The sequence below is a fragment of the Streptomyces sp. CA-111067 genome (genome assembly GCF_050956065.1).
Taxonomy (GTDB): Bacteria; Actinomycetota; Actinomycetes; order Streptomycetales; family Streptomycetaceae; genus Actinacidiphila.
Genome location: NZ_CP192103.1, coordinates 3159275 through 3175006, shown reverse-complemented (window position 1 = coordinate 3175006; position 15732 = coordinate 3159275). Strand labels below are relative to the sequence as shown.

General features: G+C 73.7%; 15 protein-coding genes. 9 read left to right on the top strand and 6 right to left on the bottom strand.

The genetic code is table 11. The features are described 5' to 3' along the window. Positions 1-10 precede the first annotated feature (10 nt). Both ACQPW6_RS13745 and ACQPW6_RS13740 read left to right on the top strand, forming a co-directional pair. On the top strand, positions 11-1261 hold the full coding sequence (locus tag ACQPW6_RS13745; RefSeq protein ID WP_433894523.1) for a serine hydrolase domain-containing protein: 1251 nt from the start codon (positions 11-13) through the stop codon (positions 1259-1261). 4 nt (positions 1262-1265) lie between these two features. Beyond that, positions 1266-2066, top strand: coding sequence for an SDR family NAD(P)-dependent oxidoreductase (locus ACQPW6_RS13740; RefSeq protein WP_433889888.1), 801 nt, complete (start codon positions 1266-1268; stop codon positions 2064-2066). An 85-nt stretch (positions 2067-2151) separates the two neighbouring features. Here the strand turns inward: ACQPW6_RS13740 and ACQPW6_RS13735 are convergent, their stop codons facing one another. The 4 genes from ACQPW6_RS13735 to ACQPW6_RS13720 all read right to left on the bottom strand — a co-directional run bounded on the left by ACQPW6_RS13735 (position 2152) and on the right by ACQPW6_RS13720 (position 7373). Next, a complete protein-coding gene (locus ACQPW6_RS13735) occupies positions 2152-2865 on the bottom strand; it encodes a GNAT family N-acetyltransferase (RefSeq protein WP_433889887.1) in 714 nt (237 codons plus the stop codon). Between the two features lie 80 nt (positions 2866-2945). Then, a complete protein-coding gene (locus ACQPW6_RS13730) occupies positions 2946-3791 on the bottom strand; it encodes an EamA family transporter (protein WP_433889886.1) in 846 nt (281 codons plus the stop codon). Positions 3792-3882: 91 nt separating this feature from the next. Beyond that, positions 3883-5565: a penicillin-binding transpeptidase domain-containing protein gene (locus ACQPW6_RS13725; protein WP_433889885.1), complete on the bottom strand. Its 1683-nt coding sequence runs from the start codon at positions 5563-5565 to the stop codon at positions 3883-3885. Between the two features lie 80 nt (positions 5566-5645). After that, positions 5646-7373, bottom strand: a complete 1728-nt coding sequence (locus tag ACQPW6_RS13720) for a dolichyl-phosphate-mannose--protein mannosyltransferase (RefSeq protein ID WP_433889884.1) — start codon at positions 7371-7373, stop codon at positions 5646-5648. A 304-nt stretch (positions 7374-7677) separates the two neighbouring features. On the opposite strand from ACQPW6_RS13720, the gene rsmI reads away from it, so the two are divergent. The 5 genes from rsmI (at position 7678) to ACQPW6_RS13695 (ending at position 12282) form a co-directional block, all read left to right on the top strand. Then, on the top strand, positions 7678-8577 hold the full coding sequence (gene rsmI, locus ACQPW6_RS13715) for a 16S rRNA (cytidine(1402)-2'-O)-methyltransferase (RefSeq protein WP_433889883.1): 900 nt from the start codon (positions 7678-7680) through the stop codon (positions 8575-8577). 180 nt (positions 8578-8757) lie between these two features. Continuing rightward, on the top strand, positions 8758-9198 hold the full coding sequence (locus ACQPW6_RS13710; protein ID WP_433889882.1) for a hypothetical protein: 441 nt from the start codon (positions 8758-8760) through the stop codon (positions 9196-9198). Between the two features lie 68 nt (positions 9199-9266). Further along, a complete protein-coding gene (locus ACQPW6_RS13705) occupies positions 9267-10160 on the top strand; it encodes a TatD family hydrolase (protein WP_433889881.1) in 894 nt (297 codons plus the stop codon). Positions 10161-10288: 128 nt separating this feature from the next. Beyond that, the gene (gene rsmA / locus ACQPW6_RS13700) at positions 10289-11149 is read left to right on the top strand and encodes a 16S rRNA (adenine(1518)-N(6)/adenine(1519)-N(6))-dimethyltransferase RsmA (protein ID WP_433889880.1); all 861 of its coding nucleotides are present in this window, start codon (positions 10289-10291) and stop codon (positions 11147-11149) included. A 242-nt stretch (positions 11150-11391) separates the two neighbouring features. Then, on the top strand, positions 11392-12282 hold the full coding sequence (locus tag ACQPW6_RS13695) for a 4-(cytidine 5'-diphospho)-2-C-methyl-D-erythritol kinase (protein ID WP_433889879.1): 891 nt from the start codon (positions 11392-11394) through the stop codon (positions 12280-12282). 29 nt (positions 12283-12311) lie between these two features. Here the strand turns inward: ACQPW6_RS13695 and ACQPW6_RS13690 are convergent, their stop codons facing one another. Next, on the bottom strand, positions 12312-13229 hold the full coding sequence (locus ACQPW6_RS13690) for an NmrA/HSCARG family protein (protein ID WP_433889878.1): 918 nt from the start codon (positions 13227-13229) through the stop codon (positions 12312-12314). 111 nt (positions 13230-13340) lie between these two features. Between ACQPW6_RS13690 and ACQPW6_RS13685 the strand changes: the two genes are divergently transcribed. After that, complete coding sequence (locus ACQPW6_RS13685) at positions 13341-13910, top strand: TetR/AcrR family transcriptional regulator (RefSeq protein ID WP_433889877.1); 570 nt, start codon at positions 13341-13343, stop codon at positions 13908-13910. 63 nt (positions 13911-13973) lie between these two features. Here the strand turns inward: ACQPW6_RS13685 and ACQPW6_RS13680 are convergent, their stop codons facing one another. Beyond that, on the bottom strand, positions 13974-14570 hold the full coding sequence (locus ACQPW6_RS13680) for a TetR/AcrR family transcriptional regulator (protein WP_433889876.1): 597 nt from the start codon (positions 14568-14570) through the stop codon (positions 13974-13976). 106 nt (positions 14571-14676) lie between these two features. Here ACQPW6_RS13680 and ACQPW6_RS13675 point away from each other — a divergent pair, with 106 nt between their 5' ends. Further along, positions 14677-15651 carry a quinone oxidoreductase family protein gene (locus ACQPW6_RS13675; protein WP_433889875.1) on the top strand — a complete coding sequence of 325 codons (975 nt, stop codon included), beginning with the start codon at positions 14677-14679 and terminating at the stop codon, positions 15649-15651. Positions 15652-15732: the final 81 nt, after the last annotated feature.

Below are 15732 nucleotides of genomic sequence, written 5' to 3'. Positions count from 1 at the left end.
GAGAGACGAGATGCTGCGGGTGGACGGCGAGATCGCGGCCGGTTACGAGGCCGTGCGGGCCGCGTTCGCCGGGAACTTCGAGCGCCGGGGGGATCGCGGGGCCGCGTTCGCGCTGTACCGGGACGGGCGCAAGGTCGTCGATCTGTGGGCCGGCAGCCGGGACTTCGACGGCGGCGGGGCGGCGGACTTCGACGGCGGCGAGGCGGGCGGCGAGCCCGGCGCCGAGGCGCGCGGCGAGCAAGGGAGCGGGGCGCAGGGCGAGGCGTGGGGTGAGGACACCGCGCAGACCGTGCGGTCGGCGACCAAGGGCGTCGCCGCCGCCTGCCTCCTGCTGCTCCACCAGCGCGGGCAACTGGACCTGGACGCCCCGGTCGGCACCTACTGGCCGCAGTTCAAGGCCCGCGGCAAGGAGCGCGTCACCGTGCGTGACGTGCTCGCGCACCGGGCCGGGGTGCCCGCGCTCGACGTGCCGCTCACCCCGGAGCAGGCGCTGGACGGCGTGTCCGGGCCGCGGGCGGTCGCCGCGCAGCAGCCGCTGTTCCCGCCGGGCGCCGCGCACGGCTACCACGCGCAGACGTACAGCTGGCTGGTCGGCGAGCTGGTGCGACGGGCGTCGGGACGGCCGCTCGGCCGGTTCGTCGCCGAGGAGATCGCCCGGCCGCTCGAACTCGACCTGTGGGTCGGCCTGCCGGCCGGCCAGGAGCACCGGGTGGGCCGGATCGGCGAGATCCAGACCCCGCAGCCGCCCGCGTCCGGCGGCCTGCGGGCGCGCCCCAAGCAGTCGGTGACCGACGCCTACGCCGACCCGGAGTCGCTGACCCGCCGCGCGTTCGCCGCGATCACCCCGCTCCCTGACGAGAACGATCCGGCTTACCGCGCGGGGGAGTTGGCGGCGTCCGGGGGCATCGCCACCGCCCGTTCGCTGGCCCGCTTCTACGCGGCGCTGGCCGGCGAGGTGGACGGCCGGCGGCTGTTCGCGCCGGCCACACTGACCGCCGCGCGCACCGTGGAGTCCGAGGGGCCCGACAAGGTGCTGGTGGTCAACACCCGTTTCGGCCTCGGCTACATGCTGCACGGCCCGGCCTCCCCGCTGCTCGGCCCGGGCGCGTTCGGTCACCCGGGCCGCGGCGGCTGCCTGGGCTTCGCCGACCCGGAGGCGGGCATCGGCTTCGGGTACGTCACCAACGGCATGCAGCGCAACGTCACCGCCGACCCCCGTGCCCAGGCTCTGGTCAGGGCCGTACGGGAGTGCCTACGCTGACGCGATGCGACGCTTCGAGACGTACAGCGTGATGGTGACGGGCGGGGCCCACGGCATCGGCGAGGCGACCGCCCGGCGGTTCGCCGCCGAGGGCGCCGCGGTGCTGATCGCGGATCTGGACGGCGAGGCGGGGCGCGCGGTCGCCGCCTCGATCGGCGAATCGGGGGGCAGAGCCGAGGCGTTGGTGTGCGACGTGGCCGATTCCGGCGCGGTACGGGCGGCGGTGGCGTTCGCGGCCGAGGCGTTCGGCGGCCTGGACGTGCTGGTCAACAACGCCTACGCGTGCAGCGACTTCCGCGAGGACTTCGCCGACGAGCTCGACGACGACTGGACCAGGGACCTGGACGTCTGCCTGGTCGGCTCGATGCGCTGCTCGCGGGCCGCGATGCCCTACCTGAAGGCGGCGGGCGGGCGCGGCTCGATCGTCAACGTCGGCTCGGTGAACGGCATCTCGTTCTTCGGCAACCACTCCTACAGCGCGGCCAAGGCGGCACTGATGTCGCTGACCCGCACGCTGTCGGTGCAGGCGGGACCGGACCGGGTGCGCGTCAACCTGGTGGCGCCCGGCACCATCCGCACCCGCGCCTGGGAGGGCCGGGAGGACTCACTGGCCGCCGCGGCCCGCGGCTACCCGCTCGGCCGGGTCGGCGAACCCGCCGACATCGCCGCCGCGATCACCTTCCTGGCGTCCACGGACGCCGCCTGGATCACCGGTGTGACGCTGCCCGTGGAGGGCGGCATCCTGAACAGCAACAACAGCTTCCAGCAGATGCTTTCCGACGAGGTGAGCGCGGCGGCCGAGTAGGACGGGGCGGAGGGCGCGGGAGGGTGTGAAGGCGCGGGGACGAGGCGGCCGGCCGGCCCTGACCCAGGCGGCCGTCCCGATCCGCTCAAGACCGTCGGAGGGCTCCCTCGGCGTCGGGGTCCGGGCCCCGCACGGCGCCGGTCAGCGGCGCCAGCATCCGCCACCCCGTCGTCTCGTACAGCGCCCGGCCCTCCGGAGTGGCGCCCAGCACGCCCGCCGTGGCCCCCTGCTCCGCCGCGGCGGCGGCGAGCCTGCGCATCACCAGGCGCCCCAGCCCGCGCCGCTGGTGCGCCGGGTCCGTCTCCACCTGGTCGACGGCGGCGGTGGCACCGGTGACGGCGATCTGGCCGCGCGCGGCGAAAGCCCCGTCGGCGGTGCGCACCAGAGCGCGGGTGACGCCGCCGCGCGTCCATATGCTCAGCCGGTAATCATCGGGAACGGGGTCCGGCGTGGGTGTGACGGCCAGCGTGGTGGACATCAGGTAGCCCGGCCCCTCCGCGAGGTGCCAGCCGTCGGCGAGCCAGGGTTCGAGCGTCTCCGGCGCGACGAACGCCTTCAACCAGACGCCGGGCGCGGTCGCGTGCTCGGTGATCTTCCGGACGGCCGCTTCGTCCGCGGTGTGCAGTACGTGCCGCATGACGTGCCCGGGCAGGCCCACGTCCACGGTGAAACCCCACGCAGAGGCGACGGGTTCGGCCGCGCAGCGCGAGACGACCCAACCGCGGACCCACGCCCGTACGGCCTCGGCCGTGTCCGCGAAGGGCGAGGCTACCTTCGTTACGGTAATAGGTGAACTCATGGAATGATTATTACACCAGGAAGGCGCGGCGAAGCCACCCCTTCGTGTGAGTGCGCGGCTGCCGGTCACCCGAACGGCACTCAACCCGCGTGCAGCATCAGCCCTATCCCGGCGACCACCAGCGCCGCCGCCACCATCCGCGGCCGGCCGAAGTGCTCCTTGAAGAACAGCGCGCCGATCGCCGCGCCCGCGATGATCGACGTCTCGCGCAGCGCGGCCACCGGGGCCAGGTCCGCGCGGGTCTGCGCCCACAGCACCAGCCCGTACGCGGTGATCGACAGCGCTCCGCCGAACAGCCCGCGTACCGCCACCGGACGCAGCTGCGCGAACAGTTCGCCGCGCCGGGCGGTCAGCGCCACCACCGGGACGACCAGGCCCTGCATCAGCAGCAGCCAGCAGATGTAGCCGAGCGACGTGCCGGAGTCGCGGACGCCGACGCCGTCCACCACCGTGTAGCCCGCGATCGTCAGCCCGGTGCCGGCCGCGGCGGCCAGCGCCGGCCAGTTGGGCGTCCTGCCGCGCATGCCCCACAGCGCGACCCCGCCGAGCCCCGCGGACGCCACCAGCACGCCCGCGGTCTGCCAGCCGCCGGGCCGTTCGTGGACGAAGACGGCGGCCAGCACGGTGACCGCCAGCGGCGCGATGCCGCGCGCGATCGGGTAGACCTGCCCGAAGTCGCCGAGCTGGAACGAGCGCATCAGCAGGTACTGGTAGGCCAGATGGACCAGTACGGACGCGATCAGGTACGGCCACGCGGCGGCGCGCGGGAGGGCGGCGAACGGTGCCAGCGCCGCCGCGCACAGCGCCCCGCCGCCACCCACCAGGGTGAACGCGAGCAACTGGTCCTTGATGCCGTGCGCGATGGCGTTCCAACTGGCGTGCGTGAGCGCGGCGACGAGCACCGCGGTGGCGACCAGCGGCGTCACCCCCGCCACCCGCCGCCCGCGGCAGGCGCGTCAACGACCGCCACGCCCACGACCGCCACGCCCACGAACCGCATCCTCACGAACCGCACGCTCATGAAGCGCGCAGCACCGCCGCCACCATCGGACCCGCCGACGCGTTGCCGTGACCGCCGCTGTGCACCACCGCGCTGGCGGCCACGCCACCGGAGAAGCCGACGAACCAGCCGTTGGGCATGGCCGACGTGTCGGTCTCCGCCGAGCCGGTCTTCGCGCCGGAGTCAGGTCCGAAGCCGTTCATGACGCCGGTGGCGGTGCCGTCGGTGATCGTCGCGCGCATCATCTGCCGCAGGTAGAGCGAGGTCTGCTGCTTGATGCCGTCGGCCTTGGCGATCGGCTTGCCGATCAGCTTCTTGTCCACGATCACCGGCTGGTGGAAGTCGCTGGTCGCCGCGGTCGCCGCCACCGACGCCATGACCAGCGGGCTCAGCTGCAGGGTGCCCTGGCCGATCATCTCCGAGGTGAGCTCGTCGCCGGTGCCGCCGGGCACGTTCGGGTCGGTGCAGGTGGTGCCGATGTTCCACGGCTGGGTGATGCCGAACTGCTTGGCGGTGTCCACCAGTCCGGTGGCGCCGAGCGAGCCTGCCTGGAGGATGAAGCCGGTGTTGCAGGACCGGGTGAAGTCGTAGCTCAGATCGGCGCCCGGCACGTTCATGTCGCCGTCGTTCTTGTACGCCTTGCCGTAGCCGTAGTTCGCGCCGTTCCGGCAGGGCGCCGGGGAGGACGGGGTCAGGTGGCCGCGCTCGATCAGCGCCGCGGCGGTGACCACCTTGAACGTCGAACCCGGCGCAGAGGTGTCGCCCAGCGCGTAGTCGGTGCCGTCGGCCGGGTTGTTGGCGACGGCCAGGATGCCGCCGGTGCCGGTGTCGAGCGCGGTGACACCCGAGGAGGGATGTGCGGCCACCGCCTTCTCCGCCGCCGCCTGGATCGTGGAGTCCAGCGTGGTGTCCAGCTTGGCGGGCCGGCCCTTCTTCAGCTTGTGCAGGGTGAGGCCGGTCGAGCCGTCCGACTTCTTCACGTATGTCTCGACGCCGGGGACGCCGCCGCCGAGCTTGTCCGCGTACCGGGTCCGCAGGTCGGGGATGATCCGAGCCAGCGAGGGGAACGTGGCCGGGTCCATGACCTTCCCCTTGCGGTCCACTATCTGCACGTCCGGCGTGCTGGCCGGCCCGGTGACGACGGAGTCGCCGGTGTCGAGGTGCGGGTTGACCACCGACGAGGCCCAGGTGACGGCCGGCTTGCCCGCCGCATTGCGCGCGACCGTCAGACCTGAGCTGTACGACCAGGGGTAGACCGAGCCCTGGTAGTTGATGGTGGCCTCGACGGAGAACGTCACCTTGCCGGCCGAGTCGCCCGCCGCGGGGGTGGACGGGTCGGTGCCCGTGTCGGCGGCCGAGGCCGCGTTGGTCACCGCGCGCACAGCTGTGATGCGCGCGTCCGTTTTGAACTCGTTCAGCGCGGCCAGCGCCGTCTGCGGCGAGTCCGTGGCGTCAGCGGCCTTCTGCAGGTCGCCGCCCGTCCACGCGTTCAGGAACGCGTCCGCGGCGGACTGCACGTCCTTCACTCCGAGCGGCTTGTCGTCGGTGGAGGCCCCCACCGTCTGCGACGCCCCGGAACCGCTTCCGCTGTCCTTGTTCAGTGAGCTGTAGATGTTGTACGCGCCGAAACCGGCGACCCCCAGCATCCCGGCGAACACCGCGCCGATGATGCCCGTCTTGACCCCGCGTGCCATGGGCATCGGAATCCCCCCTCCCATCCCCTTTGAACACGTTCAACCGTACGTGTTCCATAAAACCTGCACCATGCTACGGCACCCGGTCACACCCAGGAGTCGAACCACATCCGGGCCTGCCAGCTGCTGGTCGGAATGGTCTGACCCGTGTAGATCGGGAAGAAGTAGATGAAGTTCCAGATGATCAGCAGCACCAGGGTGCCGGCTCCCACCGCGCCCCACATCCGCCGGTTCTCGCTCGCGCCCGGTGGGCCGAGGAAGGCGCCCACCATCATCGCCACCGCCAGGCACAGGTACGGCACGAAGGCGACGGCGTAGAAGTAGAAGATCGTACGGTCCTGGTAGTGGAACCAGGGCAGGTAACCGGCCGCCACCGCGCACAGGATGGCGCCCGCGCGCCAGTCCCGGCGCAGCACCCAGCGGTAGAGCATGTACACCAGCGCGAAGCACGCCGACCACCACAGCAGCGGGGTGCCGAGCGCCAGGATCTCCCGGGAGCAGCCGCCGCTGCTGTGGCAGCCCTGGCTGCCGTTGGCCGGCGAGGTGAAGTAGTACGAGATGGGCCGGCCGAGGACCATCCAGCTCCACGGGTTCGACTGGTACGGGTGCGGCGTGTGCAGCCCGACGTTGAACTTGTAGACCTGCGTCTCGTAGTTCCACAGGCTGCGGATCGGGCCGGGGATCCACGACCAGGTGCCGCCGCGGCCGTCCGCCCAGTGCCGGTTGTAGCCCTTGTCGGACAGGAACCAGCCGGTCCAGGTGGCCAGATACGTCACCAGGGCGACCGGCAGCATCGTCAGCGCCGACCAGCCCAGGTCCTTCCTCAGCACCGACAGATACGGCCGCCGGGCGCCCGCCAGCCGCCGCGAGCCGATGTCCCACGCCAGCGTCAGCAGGCAGAAGAACGCCAGGAAGTACAGGCCGTTCCACTTGCTCGCCGCGGCCAGGCCGAGGAAGAAGGCGGCGCCGATCCGCCACGGCCGCCAGCCCATCCCGACCCGGGAGCCGGTGTGGTCGTCGGGCCCGGCGAAACCGCTGTCGTCGACCGGCAGCGCCGCGGCGAGCCTGGCCCGCGACCAGTCCCGGTCCACCAGCAGGCAGCCGAACGCGGCCAGCGCGAAGAACATGATCACCAGGTCGAGCAGCGCGATCCGGCTCATCACGTAGTGCAGGCCGTCCACCGACATCAGCAGCCCGGCCACGCAGCCGAGCGCGGTGGAACGGAACAGCCGCCGCCCGATCCGGCACAGCATCAGCACCGACAGGGTGCCCAGCAGCGCCATCGAGAAGCGCCAGCCGAACGGGGTCAGGCCGTAGATCCACTCGCCGAAGCCGATCACCCACTTGCCCATCGGCGGGTGCACGACGTAGCTGGCCGTGTCGGACAGCGGGATCACGTGGTTCTTCGGATCCACCAGCTGCGGGTTGACGATCTTGCCGTCCGGCCAGGTGCCCTCGTAGCCGTACTTCAGCAGCGACCAGGCGTCCTTGGCGTAGTACGTCTCGTCGAAGACGACCTCGTTGGGGCTGCCCAGGTGCCAGAAGCGGATCAGGCCCGCGAAGAGCGCCACCGCGACCGGGCCGAGCCAGCCCGACAGCCGGGCCAGGATCCGCGCGGCCGCCGGGCCGATGCCCAGCGCCTCCCACATCCGGGTGCCGGGTTCCGGGAAGCGCGGGACGAGCCGCTCCCGGGTGTCCGTGCGGGGGCTTTCGGCATAGCCGAACCGGCGCAGCCGCTGCGCCCACGCGCTCTGCTCCGGCTTCGCCCGAGTGCCCTCGTCGGCACGGTCATGGGTCGCGGTCTCACTCGTCACCGGCCCATCGTAGGGAACCGCCCTGAGAATGCGATGAGCCCACCACACAGGGTGGGACTTTGTCCGGTATCAGAGGTTCGGACGGACGGGATCGGGGGAGTGGGGCGGGTCGCAGGCCCGGGCGGAGGGTGAGGCGCGCGGGGTCGCGGTCCCGGGTGGACGGCGAGGCGAGCCGGGCCGTGCCCCCGGATGCCCGCCGCCCGGCGCCGGGCCGCCGCCCGAGGACCCGCGCCGGGCCGCCGCCCGACGTGCACCGGGCCGCCGCCGGGCGCGGGCGCGTCCGCACCGGTGGGACGATGGCCGGGTGACCACCTCAGCCACCCCCGCCGCAGCCGCAGGCGTCCTCGTCCTGGCCGGCACCCCCATCGGCACCCCCGCCGACGCCCCGCCCCGGCTGGGCACCGAGCTCGCCGGGGCCGACCTGATCGCCGCCGAGGACACCCGGCGGCTGCGCCGGCTGACCCAGGCGCTCGGCGTGCAGACCACCGCTCGCGTGGTGTCGTACTTCGAGGGCAACGAGGCCGCCCGCACCCCGGAGCTGGTCGAGGCGCTGGCCGGCGGTGCCCGGGTGGTGCTGGTGACGGACGCCGGGATGCCGTCCGTCTCCGACCCCGGTTTCCGGCTGGTCGCCGCCGCGGTGGAACGGGGCATCCGGGTGACGGCGGTCCCCGGGCCGTCCGCCGTGCTGACCGCGCTGGCGCTGTCAGGACTGCCGGTGGACCGTTTCTGCTTCGAGGGCTTCCTGCCCCGCAAGCCCGGCGAACGGCTGGCCCGGCTGCGCGAGGTCGCCGCGGACCGCAGGACGCTGGTGTACTTCGAGGCCCCGCACCGCATCGACGACACGCTCGCCGCGATGGCCGAGGCGTTCGGCCCGGACCGGCGTGCCGCCGTCTGTCGGGAGCTGACCAAGACCTACGAGGAGGTCAGGCGCGGCCCGCTGGAGGAACTGGCCCGCTGGGCGGCCGACGGCGTACGCGGCGAGATCACCGTCGTGGTGGAGGGCGCGCCCGCGCCGGGCCCGTCCGCGCTCGACCCGGCCGAACTCGTCACCCGGGTGCGGCACCGCGAGGAGGCGGGGGAACGCCGCAAGGAGGCGATCGCCGCGGTCGCCGCGGAGGCGGGCCTGCCCAAACGCGAGGTCTTCGACGCGGTGGTGGCCGCGAAGCGCACCGGCGCACTGCCTGGCGCGACATCGGGCGCGTAGTCCGGCACACCCCGCACAAACGGCTCCCCGGGCAAAGCAACATCCGGCTTGTCCCAGCTGGAACCCAAATCTCCCCCAAGAGTCGGCTTCCTGACCTGCGGGAACCGGCGCCGAGGCGTTCGCTGGTCAGTGGGAAGTCCCGCCCCGGACACCACGTCCGGGAGGGCACCTAGGAGAGCCATGAGCGAGACCGCCGGAACCGGTGCAAGCGCCGCGACGGGTCACGACGTCCCGGGCCACGACGTCCCGGGCCACGACGTCCCGGGCCGCAGCGTCACGGGCCACAGCCTCACGGAGCGCAACGTCACGGAGGCGTACGCCTTCGCCTGCATGAGCTGCGGCCACGGCTGGGAGCAGGGCTACGAGATCGAGCACCACCAGGACGCGTCCGGCGTGCAGTTCGTCACCTATCTGGCGGACGGCGCTCAGGTGCCGTCGCCGCTGACCCGTCCGACCTGCCAGAACTGCGACGGCCACACCGTACGGATCATGCGGTCGGGGCAGGTCTCCGACGTCGTCGCCTCGCTGTGGAAGGCTCGGCGGGACGCCCCCGTGGAACGGCCGGCCCATCACTGGTCCGTGCTGAACTTCCTGCACCACCGGCACGAGGACTCGGCCTGAGGGACGCCTTCGGAGGACGCCGTCCGGGCGGGCGCGGCTCCCGCGAACGGGCTGCCTAGGATCGGAGCATGCCTTCCACACCCGCCAAGCCGGCCCGCGACAACAAGAACGCGGCCCCGCCGCCGCCCGAGCCGCTGCGGGTCGCGGTCGCCGACTCGCACACCCACCTCGACATGCAGTCGGGCACCGTCGCCGAAGCGCTGGAGCAGGCCGCCGCCGTCGGGGTCGACACGCTGATCCAGGTCGGCTGCGACCTGGCCGGCTCCCGCTGGGCGGCGGAGACCGCCGCCGCCTGGCCGGCCATCTGGGCGACCGTCGCCCTGCACCCCAACGAGGCCCCGCGCATCGTGCACGGCGACCCGGGCGGCGGTTTCCAGCCCGCGCGGGAGGCCGGCGGCATGGCGGGGCTGGACGCCGAACTCGCCGCGATCGACGAGCTCGCCGCCCTGCCGCAGGTGCGGGGCGTCGGCGAGACCGGTCTCGACTACTTCCGCACCGGGCCGGACGGCACGGCCGCGCAGCAGTACTCGTTCCGCCGGCACATCGAGATCGCCAAGCGGCACGGCAAGGCGCTGGTCATCCACGACCGGGACGCGCACGACGACGTGCTGCGCATCCTGGCGGAGGAGGGCGCGCCCGACACCGTCGTCTTCCACTGCTACTCAGGCGACGCGGACATGGCCCGGGTCTGCGCCGAGCGCGGCTACTACCTCTCCTTCGCCGGCACGGTCAGCTACAAGAGCGCGCAGAACCTGCGGGACGCCGTCGCCGTCGCGCCGCGCGACCGGCTGCTGGTGGAGACCGACGCGCCGTTCCTGCCGCCGGTGCCCTATCGGGGGCGGCCGAACGCCCCCTACCTGATCCCGCTCACGCTGCGGGTGATGGCGGCGGCGCGGGGTGAGGAGGAGGACGTGCTCGCTGCGGCTGTCGCGGCGAACACGGCGCGGGCGTTCGGGTACTGACCCGGCTGCGCCGGTTGCTTCGGGCCTGACCCGCGCCCGGTCCGCGCCCGGTCCGGCGCGCGGGGGCGGCGCCCATACCCCCGGCCGGTGGCCGGAAACGTACCCGGGCGGCCCGTACCCTGGCCGGTGTGAGTACGACAGACCCCGACGCCCTGCTCGGCCCCGCCGACATCCGTGAGCTGGCCGCCGCGCTGGGCGTACGCCCGACCAAGCAGCGCGGCCAGAACTTCGTCATCGACGCGAACACTGTTCGTCGGATCGTGCGGACCGCCGGGGTGGGCCCGCAGGACACGGTCGTCGAGGTCGGCCCGGGCCTCGGCTCGCTCACCCTGGCGCTGCTCGAAGCGGCCGACCGGGTCACCGCGATCGAGATCGACGACGTACTGGCCGGCGCGCTGCCCGCGACCGTCGCCGCCCGGATGCCGGACCGCGCCGAACGGTTCGCGCTCGTGCACAGCGACGCCATGACCGTCACCGAACTGCCCGGGCCGCCGCCCACCGCGCTGGTCGCGAACCTGCCGTACAACGTGGCCGTGCCGGTGCTGCTGCACATGCTCGCCGAGTTCCCCAGCATCGAACGCACCCTGGTCATGGTGCAGGCAGAGGTCGCCGACCGGCTGGCCGCGGGACCCGGCAGCAAGGTCTACGGTGTCCCGTCGGTCAAGGCCAACTGGTACGCGGACGTGCGGCGGGCCGGATCGATCGGCCGCAACGTGTTCTGGCCCGCGCCCAACGTGGACTCCGGCCTCGTCGCCCTGGTCCGCCGCGACCCGCCGAGGACGACCGCCTCCAGGAGCGAGGTGTTCGCGGTGGTGGACGCGGCTTTCGCGCAGCGCCGCAAGACGCTGCGGGCGGCGCTCGCCGGGTGGGCGGGGTCCGCGGCGTCGGCGGAGGCGGCGCTGGTCGCGGCGGGGGTGTCGCCCCAGGCGCGGGGCGAGGCGCTCGGCGTCGAGGAGTTCGCGGCGATCGCGGAGCGGCGGGCGGGGTGAGGGCCCGTTCCCCGGTCCCTGCCTCTCCCGGTGCGCGCGTGTCCCGGTTCCCGCCTTTCCCGGTTCGCGCCTTTCCGGTGCGCGCGTGCCCCGGCGCCGCCGGGTTCCGGTCCGCCGGGTGCCCCGCGCTGCCGGGCTCCCGGGTTCTCCGGGCCCCGGGTTCCCCGGTTTTCCCGCGGCGCGGCCCTGTGGTGTTCTGTCCTTCTGAAAATCTCCGCACGACTCGCTAGGAGCAACCCGCCGTGACCGCCGCTTCCGTCACCGTACGCGCGCCCGCCAAGGTCAACGTCCAACTGGCCGTCGGCGACGTGCGGCCGGACGGCTTCCACGACCTGGCCAACGTCTTCCTCGCGGTCGGCCTCCACGACGAGGTCACCGCCTCCCCGGCGGACGGGCTGCGGATCACCGCCGAGGGCCGGGACATCGAGGGCGTCCCGCTCGACGAGACCAACCTCGCCGCGCGCGCCGCGATCCTGCTCGCCAAGCGGTACGGGATCGAGCCCGACGTCCGGCTGCACATCGTCAAGGACATCCCGGTCGCGGGCGGCATGGCCGGCGGCAGCGCGGACGCGGCGGCGGCGCTGGTCGCCTGTGACGCGCTGTGGGAGACCGGGGCGTCGCGCGAGGAACTGCTCGCGATCTGTGCGGAGTTGGGCAGCGACGTGCCGTTCTCGCTGGTCGGCGGGGCGGCGCTCGGGGTAGGCCGGGGGGAGCAGCTCACCCCGCTGGAGGTGGGGGGCTCCTTCCACTGGGTGTTCGTGACCTCGGAGGTCGGGCTCTCCACGCCGGCGGTCTACCGCGAGTGCGATCGGTTGCGGGCCGAAGGGGGCACCTCCGTGCCGGAGCCGGTGGCCGATCCCGCGTTGCTCGCGGCGCTGCGGGCAGGGGACGCGCGGGAGTTGGCGCGGACGCTGTCCAACGACCTTCAGGGGGCGGCGGTTTCGTTGCGGCCCGAGCTCGGGGACACGCTGGCGGCGGGGGTGGCGGCCGGGGCGCTCGCCGCGATCGTGTCCGGGTCGGGTCCGTCCTGCGCGCTGCTCGCGGCGGACCGGGCCGCGGGCGAGCGGATCGCCGGGGCGATCCCCCGCTCCCACCTTGCGGTGGGCCCGGCGCGGGGCGCGGTACTGGTCTAGCGGGCCGCCCGGCGGGGGTCCCACGCGGCTCACGCCCGCCGGGAGGGTGAGTTCAGGAACGCGGCGATCTGGGACGCGCCGGTCCGGGCCAGCCACGTGGCGAAGTCCATCGCGGCGGGGTGGATCTCCCGGGTGGCGGCGATGTCGGCGCGATAACCGGCCGTGTTGAGCCACTCGTTGGCGTAGGCGAAGTCCTCGTTCAGGGAGCGGATCGCCTCGATCGGGATCTGTACGTACGGCAGGGGTATGCCGAGCGCCTTCTCGACGGCCGCGGCGATCTGGACCGGCGTGAGCTCGTCGCCCGCCAGGGTGGCCTGCCGGCCGATCCACTCCTCCGGGCCGGCGAACGCGAGCGCGGCCACGGCGCCGACATCGTCCACGGCCATGATCTGCTGCGGCACCTCCGGCGCGAGCCCGGTGGACAGGGCGCCGTCCACCAGTGCGTAGCCGCCGGTGAAGTTCTCCATGAAGGACACCGGCCGCAGGATCGTCGCGGGCAGCCCGAGCGCGCTGATGTGCTGCTCGATCCGCCACTTGCTGACCAGGTTCACCGGCAGCTTCTCGTCGTGGTGCCGGTCCGCGCCGGCGACCGAGGTGAAGACGAAGTGCCCGATGCCCGCGGCCCGCGCGGCGTCGGCGACGTTCACGCCCCACCGCACCTCGTCCCCGGTGCTGAAGTCCGGCGCGGTGCCAGGGGAGCCGACGGTGGGCTGGACGCTGAACATTCCCCAGGCGCCCTCGGCCGCGGCGGTCAGCGAGTCGACATCCTCCATCCGCGCCCGGACGACCTGTGCGCCGGCCTGGGCCAGCTCCGCCGCCCGCGCTCCTCGCGGGTCGCGGGTCAGTGCGCGGACCTGCCAGCCGGCGCGGAGCAGGTGACGCGTCACCGCCGTGCCCTGCAGGCCGGTCGCTCCCGCCACCACGACTGTCTTGTTCGTCGGGTTCATGTTCGTCTCCCTGGGGTTCACGGGCCGCCGCCAGTAAGTGGGGTGGGCCCCCGTTTCCTGCTCGGTACTATATGGAGGGCCACCCCGTTTTCAAAACCGCCAGGAGATCCCGTGCCAGAGGACGCCGCCCCGCCGCGCCGGACCATGCGGGCCGACGCCCGCCGCAACGCCGGCAAGGTGGTGGCCGCCGCCGGGGAGCTGATCGCCGAGCACGGCGCCGACGTCTCGCTTGAGGAGGTCGCTCGCCGGGCCGGGGTCGGGTCGGCGACCCTGCACCGCCACTTCCCCTCCCGCCAGGCGCTGTTGGAGGCGGTGTTCAAGGACCGGGTGGAGGCGCTGTGCGCGCGGGCCGGCGATCTGCTCGCCGCACCCGATCCGGGCCAGGCCCTGGCCGGCTGGCTGCGTGCCGTCGGCGCGCACGCCGTGGCCAACCGGGGGCTCGGGGCGTCCCTGATGCGTGAGGCGGAGCCGGGGTTCGGCGCGACCTGCCACGACATGATCGCCGCCGCGGGAGACGCCCTCCTGGTCCGCGCGGGGGACGCCGTGCGTCCCGGGGTGACGATCTCCCAGCTGCTGAAGCTCGTCGGCGCCATCGCGCTGGCCACCGAGCAGGACGCCGACGGGCCGGCCGAGGCCGATCTGCTGCTCGGGATCGCCATCGACGGCGTACGCGCCCGCTGATCCGGTCGGCCCGTCTCAGAGTCGCCGGGGCGGCGGGGCGCTCAAGCGGTGGTCGGGGGGCGCTCAGGCGGCGGTCAGGAGGGCGGTGATCTGCCTGCGGAGCGCGGCGGCGAAGCGGGCGGGGGCGTCCGGGGAGTCGTCGTGGAGCAGGGTCGCGCTCTGGAACGCCGCCAGGATCAGGTGCGCGTGGGCGTCGGGGTCGGTCAGGCCGGGGCGGGAGGCGGTGAGCAGGCCGGCGACGTGGGCGTGCCAGAACGCGTAGACCGGGTGGGCCTCGTGGTCGACCGGCTGCTGCGAGGTGGATTCCGCGTGTTCGAGCGCGGCCATCTGGCTCCGGTTGCGGACGATGATCGCGGTGGCCTCGTCCACGAAGGCGAGCAACCGCTCGCGGGGCGGTGCGCCGGGGCCCAGTGGCGGCGGCCCCTCGGTGATGTCCTGCCGCATGGCCAGCGCGCGTTCGACCATCAGCTCGCGCATCAGGCCGGCCCGGCTGCCGAACCGGTGGAACACCGTTCCCTTGCCGACGCCGGCCGCCGCGGCGACCTGCTCCATCGAGATCTGCTCGGGCCGGTACCGGGTGAGCAGATCCTCGGTGGCCGCCAGGATCGCGCGCCGGTTGCGGGCCGCGTCGGCGCGCTCGGGGCGATCTGCTGCTGGCATGCGTGCATCGTAAGGGAGCGTGGACAACTGGACCGGCGGTCAAGTACGGTCGGGCATAACATGACCGACGGTCCATTTATGGTCCGCGCCGGAGGAGAGTGCTGCCATGCGACGCGTCCGCTACTACGAATACGGCGACCCCGACGTGCTCACCGTCGAGGAGGCCGACATTCCCGAGCCCGGCCCCGGGCAGATGCTGATCCGGGCGGAGGCGATCGGCGCGAACTTCGTGGACACGCTGATCAGACGGGGCCCCGCCAGCCCGCCGCTCTTCCGCCGCCCGCTGCCCGGCCGGCCCACCGGTGACGTGGTCGGCACCGTCGAGGCGGTGGGGCCGGGCGTCGGCGCGGAACTCGTCGGGCGCAGGTATGCCGGCACCGCCGAGGACGCCTACGCCGAATACGCCGTCAGCGACGCGGAGTGGGCCGTGCCGGTGCCCGACGGGCTGGACGCCGCCGCCGCGTGCATGCTGCCGCTGGCCGCACCGGTGGCACTGGGCAGCCTGCGGCACGGGCGGCTCGCGCCGGGCGAGACCGTGCTCGTGCACGCCGCCGCGGGCGGGATCGGGCACCACGCCGTCCAACTGGCCCGGCTGCTCGGCGCCGGCACCGTCATCGCCACCGCGAGCTCCCCGGCCAGGCTGGACTTCGCCCGCGGATACGGGGCGGACGCCGGCGTGGACTACAGCGTGGAGGGCTGGCAGGACCGGGTGCGGGAGGTCGCCCCGGGCGGCGTGGACCTGGTGCTCGACTCCGTCGGAGGGGACGTCCTGCTCCGCAGCTTCGACGTGCTCGCGCCGGCCGGCCGGGTGCTGGTCTACGGCGCCGCGAGCGGAGAACTCGGCCAGATCCCGGTGACCAGCCTCTTCGGCCTGCGCTCGGCCATCGGCTTCGCGCTCTACGACTGGCGCGCCGCCGCTCCCGACCGCGCCCGCGCCGAGCAGGCCGAGGTGGCCGAGTGGTCCGCCGCCGGCCGGCTGCGCACCGCGACCGCCATCCGGCTTCCGCTGACGGAGGCGGCCCGCGCCCACGTCCTCCTGGAGTCCCGGACCCACCTCGGCCGCGTCCTGCTGATCCCGTAGGCCGAGCCCGCGAAGTCCCGTCTGGCAGTTGCTGGTTGGGACGCTACTGGGCGGAACGCCATTCGCCGGCCCCGGCGTTGA

Bases quoted from the DNA above. Each gene is read 5' to 3' on its own strand.
- ACQPW6_RS13735 (WP_433889887.1), bottom strand. From the start codon at position 2,865: ATGAGTTCACCTATTACCGTAACGAAGGTAGCCTCGCCCTTCGCGGAC.
- ACQPW6_RS13740 (WP_433889888.1), top strand. From the start codon at position 1,266: ATGCGACGCTTCGAGACGTACAGCGTGATGGTGACGGGCGGGGCCCAC.
- ACQPW6_RS13675 (WP_433889875.1), top strand. From the start codon at position 14,677: ATGCGACGCGTCCGCTACTACGAATACGGCGACCCCGACGTGCTCACC.
- ACQPW6_RS13725 (WP_433889885.1), bottom strand. From the start codon at position 5,565: ATGCCCATGGCACGCGGGGTCAAGACGGGCATCATCGGCGCGGTGTTC.
- ACQPW6_RS13705 (WP_433889881.1), top strand. From the start codon at position 9,267: ATGCCTTCCACACCCGCCAAGCCGGCCCGCGACAACAAGAACGCGGCC.
- ACQPW6_RS13745 (WP_433894523.1), top strand. From the start codon at position 11: ATGCTGCGGGTGGACGGCGAGATCGCGGCCGGTTACGAGGCCGTGCGG.
- ACQPW6_RS13680 (WP_433889876.1), bottom strand. From the start codon at position 14,570: ATGCCAGCAGCAGATCGCCCCGAGCGCGCCGACGCGGCCCGCAACCGG.
- ACQPW6_RS13690 (WP_433889878.1), bottom strand. From the start codon at position 13,229: ATGAACCCGACGAACAAGACAGTCGTGGTGGCGGGAGCGACCGGCCTG.
- ACQPW6_RS13710 (WP_433889882.1), top strand. From the start codon at position 8,758: ATGAGCGAGACCGCCGGAACCGGTGCAAGCGCCGCGACGGGTCACGAC.